The sequence below is a fragment of the Cellulosimicrobium sp. PMB13 genome, assembly GCF_051294865.1.
GTDB lineage: Bacteria > Actinomycetota > Actinomycetes > Actinomycetales > Cellulomonadaceae > Cellulosimicrobium.
On record NZ_CP145910.1, the window covers coordinates 3,137,720 to 3,150,818 of the forward strand.

Consider the following 13,099-nt stretch of genomic DNA (forward strand, 5'->3'; position numbering starts at 1 on the left):
TGGGGAATCCGGTGGACGATCCCGTGCTCGGCGGTCGGAGGGTGTGGCGGCTCAGACCAGCGAGGCCCGCCACGCGGCGTCGAGCGCGGCGAAGCGCCCGCCCTGCGTCGCGACGAGCTCGGCGGGCGTCCCGTCCTCGACGACGCGGCCGTCGGCCATGACGAGGACGCGGTCGGCGATCGCGACCGTCGACAACCGGTGGGCGATGATGATCGCCGTCCGGTCGGCGAGCAGGGTCCGCAGCCCCTCCTGGACGAGCCGCTCCCCCGGCAGGTCGAGCGAGCTCGTCGCCTCGTCGAGGACGAGGACCGCCGGGTCGGCGAGGAACGCGCGCGCGAACGACAGGAGCTGGCGCTGCCCGGCGGACACGCGTCCGCCGCGCTTGTTGACGTCGGTGTCGTAGCCGTCGGGCAGGCTCAGCACGAACTCGTGCGCGCCCACCGCGCGCGCGGCGGCCTCGATCTCGGCCTGGGTCGCGTCCGGGCGCCCGAGGGCGATGTTCTCGCGCACCGACCCGCTGAACAGGTACGCCTCCTGCGTGACCATGACGACGGCGCGCCGCAGGTCGCGCGAGGCCAGGTCGCGCACGTCGACGCCGTCGAGCCGCACGGTGCCGTCGGTGGCGTCGTAGAACCGCGTCACGAGCTTCGCGAGGGTCGACTTGCCCGCCCCCGTGGTCCCGACGAGCGCGACCGTCTGGCCGGCCGGGATCGTGAGGTCCAGGTCGGGCAGCACGGTCCGCCCGGCGCCGTAGCCGAACCGCACGTGCTCGAGGCGCAGCTCGCCGCGCGCCGCCGGGAGCGGCACCGGGTGGCGCGGCTCGGCGACGGTCGGCTCCTCCTCGAGCAGCCCCGAGATCTTCTCCAGCGCCGCCGAGGCCGACTGGAACGAGTTGTAGAACATCCCGAGCTGCTGGATCGGCCCGAAGAACCGCTTCGTGTACAGCAGGACCGCGGCCAGCACGCCGACGTCCATCGCGCCGTCGAGCACGCGCCACCCGCCGACCGCGAGCGCCACGACGACGGTCGCGTTGCCGATGACGACGAGGCCGGGGTCGTAGCGGCCGTTGAGCCCGAAGGACCGGGCGTTGGCGGCGCGGTAGTCCTCGGCGAGCTCCGCATAGGTGCGCGCGTCGGCGGCCTCGCGGCGGAAGGCCTGGACGGCGCGGATCCCGGTCATGGTCTCCACGAAGTGCACGATGAGGCGTGCCGACGCGACGCGCGAGGCGCGGTAGAACCGCTGTGAGCGCTTCTGGAACCAGCGCGTGAGCAGCGCGGCGGGCACGACGGCGACGGCGAGGACGAGGCCGCTGACGGGGTCGAGCAGGAAGAGGCCGATCCCGGTGAACACCATGAACAGCACGCTCGACACGACGCCCGTGAGGCCGCCGTCGAGGAGCTCGCGCAGTGCCTCGAGGTCGGACGTCTGGCGGGAGATGATCCGCCCGGACGTGTACGACTCGTGGAACTCGAGCGAGAGGCGCTGCGTCTGGCGGAACACGCGGCGGCGCAGGTCGAGCAGGACGGCCTGCGCGATGCGCGCGGCAGCCCGCACGTACGCGCCGATCGCGAAGCCGGCCGCGAGGGCGGCCAGGACGTACACCGCGCCGACGACGGCGAGGGGTGCGGGGTCGCCGTCGCGCAGCGCGGGCAGCGCGCGGTCGATCCCGACGGCGATGAGCGCCGGCCCGGCGACCTGGCCTGCGGTGGCGACGACGACGAGGACGGCGGCGCCGGCGAGCGCGCCGCGGCGCGCTCGGAGCAGGTCCGCGAGGAGGGCGCGCGAGCGTGCGCTGACGGCGCGGCTGCGCGCGCGGTCGAGGTGGGAGTCCTCCTCCCCCGCGACGCCGCGCGGTGTCGGCTCGGTCTCACGGCGCGTGCTCATGCGTCCTCCGTCCGTCCGGTGCCGGGTTCGTGCTCGTCGTCGTGCTGGCCGATGCCGTGCGCGGCGGCGTCGGACTCGAGGCTGGAGATGACGTGCCGGTAGTGCGCGTCGTGGGCGAGCAGGTCGGCGTGCGTCCCGACGGCGGTGATGCGCCCGCCCTGGAGCACGGCGACCCGGTCGGCGAGAGCGACGGTCGAGGGCCGGTGGGCGACGACGAGCGTCGTGGTGCCTGCGAGGACGGTGCGCAGCCGCGTCTCGATGGCTTCCTCGGTGGCGACGTCGAGCGCCGAGAGCGGGTCGTCGAGGACGAGCACGCGGGGTCGGGCGGCGATGGCGCGCGCGAGCGCGAGGCGCTGGCGCTGCCCGCCGGACAGGCTCAGCCCTTCTTCCCCGATCGTCGTGCCGACGCCGTCCGGCAGGTCGTGCACGAACCCGGCCTGCGCGACGTCGAGCGCCTCGGCGAGCAGCGCGTCGCGCGCCGCGTCGTCGAGATCGCCCGGCGCGCCGAGCAGGACGTTGTCGCGCACGGACGCGGAGAACAGCGTCGAGTCCTCGAACGCGACGGCGACGTGGGTGCGCAGCGTCGTGCGGGCCAGGTGGCGCACGTCGACGTCGTCGAGGCGCACGGAGCCGTCGGTGACGTCGTACAGGCGCGGGACGAGCATCGCGAGGGTGCTCTTGCCGGAGCCGGTGAGGCCGACCAGGGCGGTCGTCGTCCCGGCGGGCAGCTCGAGGTCGACGTCGCGCAGGACGGGTTCGGCCGCGTCGTCGTACCGGAACGTCACGCCGCGCAGGGCGACGTCACCGCGCGGCTCGCGCAGGTCGACCGGCGCGTCCGGGTCGGTGAGGTCGTTCTCCGTGTCGAGGACCTCGAAGTACCGGTCGACGGCGGTGCGGGCGTTGAGCGTCATCGACAGCGTCATGCCGAGGTCGACGACGGGCGTGTTGACGACGGCGGCCGTGGCGAAGAACGCGACGAGCGCGCCCACGCTGATCTGCCCGTCCGCGGCCTGGAGCACCCCGACGACGAGCGCGACGCCGAGCGTGAGCTCCGGGATCGCGGTGAGCGCCGCCGTGACGGTCGACTGCGTCGACGCCTTCGCCATCTCGGTGCGCCGCAGGCGGTCGGCCTGCTCGGTGAACGCGTCCAGGGCGTCCCGCCCGCGGCCGAACGCCTTGAGGACGCGGATGCCGTGCACGGACTCCTCGACGGTCGTGGCGAGGTCGCCGGACTGGTCCTGCGACAGGCGCGAGATCGCCCGGTACCGGCGTGAGAAGCGGAACGCGAGGATCGTCACGGGGACGGCGCCCGCGAGGTACACGAGCCCGAGCACCCCGCCGGTCACGATGAGGATCGTGACCCCGACGACGATCGTGGTCGCCGAGACGACCAGGGTCGGCATGCCGAAGACGAGCCACCGGCGCAGCAGCCCGAGGTCGCTCATCGACCGCGACAGGAGCTGTCCGCCCGCCCAGCGGTCGTGGAACGCGACCGGCAGGTCCTGCAGGTGCCGGTACAGGGCGACCCGCATGCGCGCCTCGACGTGCGTGCCCGGCAGCATGACGAAGCTGCGCCGCGCGAGGATGAACGCCGCCTCCAGCAGCCCCAGGCCGGCGACGAGCGCGACCGCGCCGGCGAGGGCGCCCGTGTCGTGCTCGCGCGCCCCGGCGGCGAGCGGACCGTTGACCACGCGCTCCAGCACGCGCGGGATGGCGAGCGCCGCGAGGCTCGCCCCGAGCGCGGCGAGCATCCCGCCCACGAGCCGGGGCAGCGCGGGCCGGACGAACGGGTACAGGCGGCGCAGCGACGCGACGGTCGACGTCGGCCGGGAGGTCACCGGGCCGGCGGCCGACCCGGGGGCCGCTCCGGGGGCCGAGCCGACGACGGGCCCGGACCCGCGCGCCGACGGTGCGGCAGGAGCGGCAGGAGCAGCGGGGGCGGTAGGGGGGACGGCGCGGGCGGGCTGTGCGGGCACGGGTCGGCAGCGACCTCTCGGAGCGCGGGGAAGGGGTTGCCCGACATCCTGCCACCAGCCGCCGACGCTCCTCACGACCCGACTGGCCCGTCTCGCCTGCCGATACACGGCGCCGGGCCCGCTCGACCGGCGATCGCTCAACCGGCGACCGCGACCTCCGGGGCGGCCAGGACGAGCAGCACGACGCACAGCGCTGCGACCGCCATCGACAGGGCGAACGGTGCCCGGGAGGTCGGTCGGACGGCACCGACGACCCCCGCGGTGCCGGCCCCGCCGAGCGCGAGCGCGCCGCCCACCCACGCGGCCGCTTCCGGCGGTCCCGACGGAGCCAGGACCACGACCACGACGGCCGTGCCCAGCAGGACGGGGGCGAGCACGCTCGCCGTGCGGCGGCCGAGCCGGTGCGGCAGGCCGCGCACCCCCGTGGCGGCGTCGTCCTCGAGGTCGGGCAGCGTGTTCGCGACGTGCGCGCCGCTGCCGAGCAGCGCCGCCGCCACGAGCGCCCACGGCGCGGGCACGGCGTCCCCGGGCGCCGCGAGCACGACGAACACGGCGAGGAGCGCGAACGAGACCGCGTACGGCGCCCAGGACCACGCCGTCGCCTTGAGGCCCGCGTTGTACGCCCATGCGCCGCCGACCGCCACGAGGTGCACGAGGCCGGGCACGAGCCCGGTCGCGAGGGACAGCACGACGCAGGCCGCGAGCGCCACGAGCGCCGCGCCGCGCAGCCCGGCCGGCGTGACGAGTCCCGCGACGACGGGCTTGTCGACGCGGCCCACGGCGAGGTCGCGGGGCGCGTCGATCCAGTCGTTCGACCAGCCGACGGAGAGCTGCCCGCAGAGCACGGCGCCGGTGACGAGCGCCGTCGTCCCGGAGCCCGAGCCGATGCCGAGCGACAGCGCGCACGCGAGCGCGGTGACGAGCGCGGCGGGGGCGGCGTGCGCGGCGACGACGAGGCCGCGCAGCGTGACCGCCCGCGCGGGCGTGCCCGTGCGGGCGCCGCCCGGTCGGGTCGGGTGCGCCATGCGGGAACGCTAGCAGCGGGCGGTCCGACCCGACCCCCCGAGCCCCGGTGCTCGCCCGGACCGCGCTCACCGCGCGAACCCGTGACCCCGGTGGGACGATGCGGACATGTCGCGCGTCGCCGCGGTATGGACCGCGCTGCCGGACCGCCGCCACACCCAGTCCGAGATCTCCGACGTCATCGCCCCGCTCCTGACGGACGACCCCGTCCGTGCCGCGGTGGCGCGACGCCTGCACGCCCACGCGGGCGTCGACACCCGGCACCTCGCGCTGCCGCTGGACGCGTACGCGGGGCTGCGCACGTTCGGGGCGTCGAACGACGCGTTCCTCGAGGTCGCCACGGACCTTACCGCCGAGGCCGCGGCCCGTGCGCTCGAGGAGGCCGGGCTGACGGCGCACGAGGTGGACCACGTGGTGATGACGTCGGTCACGGGCATCGGCGCGCCGTCGGTGGACGTGCTCGTCGCCGAGCGCCTGGGGCTGCGCAGCGACGTGCGCCGCACGCCGTCGTTCGGATGGGGTTGCGCGGGCGGGGCGGCCGGTCTCGCGCGCACCGACGACCTGCTGCGCGGGCGCCCGCGCGACGTCGCCCTCCTGATCGCCGTCGAGCTGTGCTCGCTGACGCTGCAGCACGGCGACGACTCCACGGCGAACCTCGCGGCCTCCGGCCTGTTCGGCGACGGCGCTGCGGCGGTCGTGCTCGTCGGCGACGAGCACCCGCTCGCGCGTCCGCGGTTCGCCGCCGGGTACGCGGGCCGGGAGTCCGACGCGCACCGCACCGCGCGCGTCGTCGACTCCCGCTCGACGCTGCACGCGGGCACGACCGGCGACCTCGGGTGGCGCGTGCGCGACACGGGGTTCCAGGTGGTGCTGTCCGCACGCCTGCCCGAGCTCGTCGGGGCCCACCTCCTCGGGGACGTCAAGGCGCTGCTCGTCGAGCACGACCTGGAGCCCTCGCAGGTGCCGACGTGGGTCGTGCACGCCGGCGGGCCCCGCATCCTCGACGCGGTGCGCGACACGCTCGGCCTCGACGAGCAGGACCTGCGCCACAGCCGGGCGAGCCTGCGCGAGGCGGGCAACCTGTCGTCCGCGTCGGTGCTGCACGTGCTCGACGCGACGCTCGCGGCCTCCACCGCACCCGCGGGGTCCCCCGCCGTCCTCGTCGCGTTCGGCCCCGGGGTGAGCACCGAGCTCGTGCTCCTGCGCCTCGACGGCCCGCCGCGGTCGGGACCGGTGCGGGCGCGCGCCGCCGCGACGGGTCGGACCTCCGCGTGAGCCTCGCCTGGTACGTCGCGCTCGTCGGCGCCACGGCCCTGGAACGGCTCGCCGAGCTCGTCGTCTCGGCACGCAACGCGCGCTGGTCGTTCGCGCGCGGCGGGATCGAGACGGGCCGGGGCCACTTCCCCGCGATGGTCGCGCTGCACACCGGGCTCCTGGTCGCGTGCGTCGCCGAGGCGTGGCTCGCGGACCGTCCGTTCCTGCCGTGGCTCGGGTGGCCGATGCTCGCGCTCGTCCTCGCGAGCCAGGGGCTGCGGTGGTGGTGCATCGCGACGCTCGGTCCCCGCTGGAACACACGCGTGATCGTCGTCCCGGGACTGCCGCTCGTGAACCGCGGGCCCTACCGGTGGCTGCGCCACCCGAACTACGTCGCCGTCGTCGTCGAGGGCTTCGCGCTGCCGCTCGTGCACACGTCGTGGGTCACGGCGCTCGTGTTCACCGTGCTCAACGCCGTGCTGCTCGCGCGGTTCCGGATCCCCGCCGAGGAGCGCGCCCTCGCCCTGCTGCCGCACGCGCCCGCCGGACAGGGCCCGGCCCGCTCGTGACCGGACGCGTCGACGTGCTCGTCGTCGGCGGCGGGCCCGTGGGCCTCGCCGCGGCCGTGCACGCGCGGCGCGCCGGCCTGGACGTCCTCGTCGTGGACCGTCGCGGCGCTGTCGTCGACGGCGCGCTCGACAAGGCGTGCGGGGAAGGGTTGCTCCCCGGCGCGCTCGCCGCCGTGCGGGCCCTGGGCGTGGACCCGCCGGGCCATACGCTCGCCGGGATCAGCTACCGCGACGTGGACCGCCGGGGGCGCGTCCGGCACGCCGACCACCCGTTCGCCGCCGGTCCCGGGCGCGGGGTGCGCCGCACGGCGCTGCACGCCGCCCTGCACGCGCGCGCCGTCGCGCTCGACTCGCAGGTGCGGCACGCGACGGTGCGTGACCTGCACCAGGACGACGACGGCGTCGACGTCCTGCTCGCCGGTCCCGGGCCGGGCCCCTCGGACGAGCACGAGCAGGTCCGCGCCCGGTACGTCCTCGGGTGCGACGGCCTGCACTCGACCGTGCGCCGCCTCGCGGGCCTCGAGGGCGCGCCCTACCGGCTCGCCGCCTCCCGATACGGCTTGCGCACGCACTACCGCGTCGCGCCCTGGACCGATCTCGTGGAGGTGCACTGGGCCGCGCACCAGGAGGCCTACGTCACGCCGGTCGGCCCGGACCTCGTCGGCGTCGCCGTCCTCGGACCTCGCGGTGGCGACGCGGACCACGACGGTCCGCAGGACGCCGCTCGCGCCGGGGTCGCACCGCGCCTCGCGCCCTTCGGCGAGCTCGCGGAGCGCCTGGACGGCGCGGAGGTCGTGGGGCGCGTCCTCGGGGCCGGGCCGCTGCGCCGTCGGGCCCGACGCCGCACGGCCGGCCGGGTGCGCCTCGTCGGGGACGCGTCGGGCTACGTCGACGCGCTGACGGGCGAAGGCGTGCGCGTGGGTCTCGCCCAGGCGCAGGCGGCGGTCCGTCACCTGGACGACGCCGCGGCGTACGAGCGGGCGTGGGTGCGGGCCACGCGGGACTACCGCGTGCTGACCACGGGCCTGCTCGCCTGGGCCGCGAGCCCCGTCCGCGGGGCGATCGTCCCCGCCGCGAGCGCCGCCCCGTGGCTGTACGCGGCCGTCGTGGAGCGCCTGGCGCGCTGAGGCGCGACGGACGCCGTCGTCCCGCCGGTCGAGCACGCGTCGTGAGCGGCCGATCAGCAGCCTCTCGCGAGCGGGTCGCGAGCGGCGGTCAGCGCCGCGGCTGGGCGGGGTTGGTCGGGACGCCCTGGGACGGCGGGTTCTGCACCGGGCCCTGCGTCGCCGGATCGACGGGGCTCCCGGCGTCCGGCGCCGGCGCCCGCTGGGGCACGGCGGCCGCCGGGTCGCCGCCGGACGGCTGGGCGCCGCCGTCGAGCTCCTCGAGGCGCTCCTCGATGACGGTGCGCACGGGCAGCCGGTCGCCGTGGGCGCGCTCGTAGGCGAGCACCTGCTCGAGCCCGGCGCGGTCCAGGCTGCGGATGCGGTGCGTGACGGTGCCGAGCGACAGGTGGTCGTAGTCGGGCAGCGGCAGGTCGTCGTGGGCGGGTGCGGGCTGGTCGGTCATGCGTCCTCCCTCGGTCCGTGCGCCGTGCGGCGCTCCTCGCGACCGTAGGCACGGGCCCCCGCACCCGCACCCCGCCCGAGACCCTGTCGTGCACGCGTCGCGCACCCCGTCTCGCACCCCCGCTCGCACCGCGGCCGCGCCGGACCCCCGCTCGCCTCGGACCCGTGCCACCGTGCCGCTCCGCGTGCGGGCAGGGTGCGCCACGGCCAGGCTGACCCGATGAGCCACGACGCGTCCGCCGCACCCGACCTGGACCCGCGGTCCTCGACCGGGCCGGACGCCGGCACCGGCCGCCCCGTCGCGCTGGTGACCGGCTCGGAGTCCGGCATCGGTCGCGCGACCGCCGTCGCGCTCGCCGAGGCGGGGTTCGACCTCGTCCTCACCTGGTACGCCGAGGAGCACGACCCGCAGCGCACGGAGCGCGAGGTGCGCGACGCGGGCGCGCGGACGGTGCTGCGCCGGCTCGACGTCACGGACCTGGACGGGATCGCCCCGGCGCTCGACGAGATCGTGGGCGAGACCGGCCGTCTCGACGCGCTCGTCAACGTCGCGGGCACCGGCACCTCGACGCTGCTCCTCGACCTGGACCTCGCGACGTGGCGCCGCGTCCTGGAGACGGACCTCGACGGCCCGTTCGTCCTGCTGCAGGCAGCGGCGCGCCACATGATCGCGGGCGGGCGAGGCGGCCGGGTCGTCAACGTCACGAGCGTCCACGAGCACGCGCCGCGCGTCGGCGCCGGCCCCTACTGCGCGGCCAAGGGCGGGCTCGGCCTCCTCACGCAGGTGGCCGCGCTCGAGCTCGCCGAGCACGGCATCACCGTGAACGCCGTGGCGCCCGGAGAGATCGCGACGCCGATGACCGGGCAGGAGGACGAGGATCCCCACACCACGCACCGGCCCGGCGTGCCGCTCGGCCGGCCCGGAGACGCGCGCGAGGTCGCGGCCGTCGTCGCGTTCCTGTGCGGGCCGTCGGCCTCGTACGTCACCGGCGCGTCGTGGGCCGTCGACGGCGGCATGCTGACCATGGGCCCCATGGCCGGCTCGCACCTGACCTCCGACGACTGGCGCCGCCCGTGACCCGCCCCTGACCCGCCCCTGACCCGCCCCTGACCCGCCCCGAGCCGTCGCACGCCGACGCGGCCCGGCCTCCACACCACCCGACGCGGCCACGCCGGCCGCTGCGCACGACATGCACCGACCCGTCCGAGGAGACCACCCATGACGCACAGCACCCCGGCCGACCCCGACCCCACGGACTCGACCGGCCGCTCCCCCGCCGCGGACTTCTCCGCGAGCGGTGACGTGCAGCCCGGCGAGACGCCGCCCGCCGAGGACCAGGTGAGCGCGCCGCAGGGCCACGAGGAGCACGGACCGCACCGCGCGGTGCCGTGGGTCTGGATCGGCGTGATCGGCGGTGTCGCGGTGCTGACCGCGCTGTTCTTCGTCGGCTACGCCGCGGGTCTGCTCGGCTGACAGCCTTCCGTCGCCGCGGCCGTCCCCGGTGCGCGTGGGCGACGGCCGCTATCGTCCCGGCGTGCACACCCTGCGACTGCGCGTCCTGCCCGACCGGTTCGTCCTCGCCCACGACCCCGGGGCGACGTTCCCCGAGGACGACGAGTGGGTCGCGCTCGTGCGCGCGCCCGAGGGACTGACGGTGCTGCGGCACGCGTCCCCGTGGGGCGGCGACGGCGAGCGCTGGGCCGGGTTCTACGCCGAGCCGCACGGGCTCGACGTGCCAGGTGTGCTGGCATCCGTCGTCGGCCCGCTCGCCGACGCGTCGGTCCCGGTGTTCGTCGCCTCGACGTTCCACGCGGACCTCGTGCTGGTGCCGCAGGACCGTCTCGAGGGAGCCGTCGACGCGCTGCGCGAGGCCGGGCACGCCGTCACGGTGCCCTGACACCGAGCGCCCCTCGTCACAGCGCCGCGAGCGCCGTCGCGCGGTCGCGCGGCAGGAAGGCCAGGAGGGCTTCCTTGTCGCCCACCCGCACCGGGTCGCCGAGCTCGAACCCGAGAGCACGCATGCGGGCGTGCGCGCGGGCGTTCGCGACGTCCGGCTCGACGACGACGCGCCGCGCACCCGGGTCGGCGAACAGGAACTCGGCGAGCACGGTGCCCAGCGCGGCCCACAGGTCGGTCCCCCGCGGGCCGCGACCGCCGAGGAAGAAGTGCACGCCGACGTCGCCCGGCAGCACGTCGTAGCACTCGCCGACCGGGTCGTGCTCGGGCTCGTACGTCTGCAGGAGCGCGACCGGCCTCTCGTCCCAGCGCACGAGGAACGCGTGGTGGGTGGGCAGCGACCCCACGTAGGCGTACAGGTCGCGCAGCTCGACCGGGGTGAGGTCGCCGAGTCCCCAGAAGCGGGCCCAAGGTCGCGTGACCCAGGAGTGCAACACGTCGAGATCGGCGTCCGGGTCGAGCACGCGCACCGTGAGGCGCCCCGCACCCGGCACGTCCCGCGCCAGCAGCAGCTCGCCGGGCGCGCCCGTCGCCAGGCGTCCGGTCGCGGTCATCGGGTCTCCTCGAGGTCGAGCAAGGTCCAGTCGGTGACGACCGGGACGGTGGTGGCGTCCGCCCACGCGGGGTGCTGGTCCGCGAAGTGCCGGGATCGTGGGTCGCCGCTCGCGCCGAACGGCACCCCCCAGCGGCTCGCGTCGCGGTCGGCGAGGTCCCAGACCCACCGGGCGACCGATCCCCGCACGCACATGTCCGTGACGCCGGGCGCGCTCGCGGTGCAGCGGACCGTGTCGGTGTCCCCCGACAGCGGCACCCCCTCGACCCGCGGCACGTCGGCACCGGGGACGTCGAGCAGCGCGTGGAGACCGAGGACCCGGTGCGTGTCGCCCCACGTCGTCACCGGGTGCGAGGACGACCGACCAGGCGCCGTCGTGCCTCCCGTGCCGGCGACGTCCGCGAGCGCCGACCACGCCTCGGCCCGGCCGTCGATCCCGAGCCACGACGCGCCGAGCAGCGCCGGCAGGGCGTCGGCGACGCGCGACGTGACCGACAGCCACGGCGCGAGGACCGGGTCGAGGCCGTGCGGTGCGTGCAGGGGCGCGAGCGCCGGGTGCGCGGCGACGCGCCGCGCGAGGGCGGACCTCCACGCGGCGTAGAGGGCCGCGTCCGGGCTGTCCGCGTCCATGTGCCGGTCCCACGCGAGCAGCCGCGCCGCTGCGGCACTGGCCGCAGCACGCGTCGGCGGGCTCCCTGCTCCCTCGGGATCCCGGGCGTGCGCGTCACCCACGTCCCGTGCGTCCGCCACGCTGCGCGAGCCGTCGGGCGAGCCGTCGAGGAAGGCCAGGAGCGCGTCGGCGCTGCCGAGCCGGGTGTCGCCGTGCACACGCACCAGGTCTGTCGGCCCGAGAGGCCCGTCGGCTGACTCCAGCAGCGCGCGGATCCGTCGCGCGCGGTGCGGCGGTGCGTACGTGCGCCCGAGGGCGATCCCGGGCCGGTCGGGTCGTTCGTTCGCGTCGACCGCGACGTCCTCGACCACCACGGCGGCGGGCAGGTCGACCCAGGGCCGCGGCCGGGCGGCGTCCGACGACGCCTGCACGGGCAGCGCGCGCTCGTGCGGCGCGCGGTGCGGCACGCGCCCGGCGGTGAGGCTCAGCACGGTGTCCCGGTCGGCCGCGAGGACCCGGTTGACGGGGTCGACCCACCCGGCGAACGCGTCGGCGACGTCGCGCGCGGAACGGGCCCGCAGCATCCGTCGCCACGAGCGCACGCCGAGGTCGGCGTCCACCCGCGCGGCGAGGCGGACCGCGAACGCGCGTCCCGCCTCGCCCGCGTCCGGCCCGCCCTCGTCCGGCCCGCCCGTCACGACGACGCCGCGCGCGGTCTCCCACGTCTCGACAGCGTGCTCCACGGGGCCGCCGGCAGCGCGGACCCGCACGGTCGCCGTCAGCGTGTCCACCGGCTCGGGTCCGTCCGGACCCGACGCGTGCACGGCGCCGTCGGGCGTGCGCCGCAGCCGCTCCGCGAAGACGTCGACGTGGTGCGCCATCGCGTTGGTGATGCCCCACGCCGCGTCCCCGGCGTGCCCGAAGTGCAGCACGCCGGGCACGCCCGGGAACGCGAGACCGACGACGTCGTACTCCGGGCACGCGAGCCGGACCTGCTGGTAGACGCCCGGCAGCTCGAGCAGCCGGTGCGGGTCGCCCGCGAGCAGGGGCGCGCCGCTCGTCGTGCGCGACCCCGCGAGCGCCCAGGCGTTCGAGCCGGAGGAGGGCCCGCCGTCGACGGCGAGCAGGTCCAGCACGCGGCCGACGGCGTCCGGGTCCCCGGGAGCCGCCGCGGCGACGGACCGGCCGAGCGTGCGGGCGACGTGGTCGCGCCACAGCACGTGCGGGAAGCCGGAGAACAGCACGTGCGCGACGAGGAAGACGCCGAGCGGCGCCCACGCGGGCCACGGCTCGTGGGGCGGCGCCTCGCCACCGCCCGGCCACCCCGGGTCGGCGAGCGCGTGCATCTCGGGCAGGTCGCGCCCACGCTCGAGCCCGGCGTTCACCCCGGCGGTGTACGCGTCGACCCACGCGCGGTCGTCGTCCGCGAGCGCCGCGTACACGCGCCGGGCGGTGTCGGCCAGGCGCACGCGGTGCGCGAACCGGTCCCAGACGAGCCCCGGCTCGCCGAGGCGCTCGGCGAGGCGGCCCTCCGCGCGCCACCGGTCCACCTCGACCTGCCACCCGCGGTCGAGCGCGGTCACGTAGCCCTGGCCCCGCGCCAGCGCGAGCTCGTCGGCGGCGCGCACGTGCGGCACGCCCCACGTGTCGCGGAAGAGCTCGAACCCACCCGTCGCGTCGCCGCTCACGGGCGAGCCCTTGGTCG

Annotated in this window: 12 protein-coding genes; 6 read left to right on the plus strand and 6 right to left on the minus strand. The window is 76.9% G+C overall.

What is annotated here, in order from left to right:
* Positions 1 to 51 precede the first annotated feature (51 nt).
* The 3 genes from V5D56_RS14155 to V5D56_RS14165 form a co-directional block, all read right to left on the minus strand.
* On the minus strand, positions 52 to 1,884 hold the full coding sequence (locus tag V5D56_RS14155) for an ABC transporter ATP-binding protein (protein ID WP_435735936.1): 1,833 nt from the start codon (positions 1,882 to 1,884) through the stop codon (positions 52 to 54).
* Positions 1,881 to 3,635 carry an ABC transporter ATP-binding protein gene (locus V5D56_RS14160; RefSeq protein ID WP_435739045.1) on the minus strand — a complete coding sequence of 585 codons (1,755 nt, stop codon included), beginning with the start codon at positions 3,633 to 3,635 and terminating at the stop codon, positions 1,881 to 1,883. Before V5D56_RS14160 ends, V5D56_RS14155 begins: the two co-directional genes overlap by 4 nt.
* 362 nt (positions 3,636 to 3,997) lie before the next feature.
* A complete protein-coding gene (locus V5D56_RS14165) occupies positions 3,998 to 4,885 on the minus strand; it encodes a UbiA family prenyltransferase (protein ID WP_435735937.1) in 888 nt (295 codons plus the stop codon).
* Positions 4,886 to 4,991: 106 nt separating this feature from the next.
* On the opposite strand from V5D56_RS14165, the gene V5D56_RS14170 reads away from it, so the two are divergent.
* The 3 genes from V5D56_RS14170 to V5D56_RS14180 are packed head-to-tail and all read left to right on the plus strand — an operon-like array spanning position 4,992 to position 7,833.
* On the plus strand, positions 4,992 to 6,158 hold the full coding sequence (locus V5D56_RS14170; RefSeq protein WP_435735938.1) for a type III polyketide synthase: 1,167 nt from the start codon (positions 4,992 to 4,994) through the stop codon (positions 6,156 to 6,158).
* Positions 6,155 to 6,706: an isoprenylcysteine carboxyl methyltransferase family protein gene (locus V5D56_RS14175; protein ID WP_435735939.1), complete on the plus strand. Its 552-nt coding sequence runs from the start codon at positions 6,155 to 6,157 to the stop codon at positions 6,704 to 6,706. The genes V5D56_RS14170 and V5D56_RS14175 overlap by 4 nt, the downstream gene beginning before the upstream one ends.
* Positions 6,703 to 7,833: an NAD(P)/FAD-dependent oxidoreductase gene (locus tag V5D56_RS14180; RefSeq protein WP_435735940.1), complete on the plus strand. Its 1,131-nt coding sequence runs from the start codon at positions 6,703 to 6,705 to the stop codon at positions 7,831 to 7,833. The genes V5D56_RS14175 and V5D56_RS14180 overlap by 4 nt, the downstream gene beginning before the upstream one ends.
* A gap of 88 nt (positions 7,834 to 7,921) precedes the next feature.
* On the opposite strand, the gene V5D56_RS14185 is transcribed toward V5D56_RS14180, so the two are convergent.
* The gene (locus V5D56_RS14185; protein ID WP_435735941.1) at positions 7,922 to 8,275 is read right to left on the minus strand and encodes a hypothetical protein; all 354 of its coding nucleotides are present in this window, start codon (positions 8,273 to 8,275) and stop codon (positions 7,922 to 7,924) included.
* 219 nt (positions 8,276 to 8,494) lie between these two features.
* Between V5D56_RS14185 and V5D56_RS14190 the strand changes: the two genes are divergently transcribed.
* From V5D56_RS14190 to V5D56_RS14200, 3 genes are all read left to right on the plus strand, one after another.
* Complete coding sequence (locus tag V5D56_RS14190) at positions 8,495 to 9,352, plus strand: SDR family oxidoreductase (RefSeq protein ID WP_435735942.1); 858 nt, start codon at positions 8,495 to 8,497, stop codon at positions 9,350 to 9,352.
* A 141-nt stretch (positions 9,353 to 9,493) separates the two neighbouring features.
* The gene (locus V5D56_RS14195; protein WP_435735943.1) at positions 9,494 to 9,748 is read left to right on the plus strand and encodes a DUF6480 family protein; all 255 of its coding nucleotides are present in this window, start codon (positions 9,494 to 9,496) and stop codon (positions 9,746 to 9,748) included.
* A 61-nt stretch (positions 9,749 to 9,809) separates the two neighbouring features.
* Complete coding sequence (locus V5D56_RS14200; protein ID WP_435735944.1) at positions 9,810 to 10,172, plus strand: ACT domain-containing protein; 363 nt, start codon at positions 9,810 to 9,812, stop codon at positions 10,170 to 10,172.
* A gap of 16 nt (positions 10,173 to 10,188) precedes the next feature.
* On the opposite strand, the gene V5D56_RS14205 is transcribed toward V5D56_RS14200, so the two are convergent.
* Complete coding sequence (locus V5D56_RS14205) at positions 10,189 to 10,785, minus strand: GNAT family N-acetyltransferase (protein WP_435735945.1); 597 nt, start codon at positions 10,783 to 10,785, stop codon at positions 10,189 to 10,191.
* Positions 10,782 to 13,082 (minus strand): penicillin acylase family protein, encoded by a 2,301-nt coding sequence (locus V5D56_RS14210; RefSeq protein ID WP_435735946.1) that lies wholly within the window; start codon positions 13,080 to 13,082, stop codon positions 10,782 to 10,784. The genes V5D56_RS14205 and V5D56_RS14210 overlap by 4 nt, the downstream gene beginning before the upstream one ends.
* Positions 13,083 to 13,099: the final 17 nt, after the last annotated feature.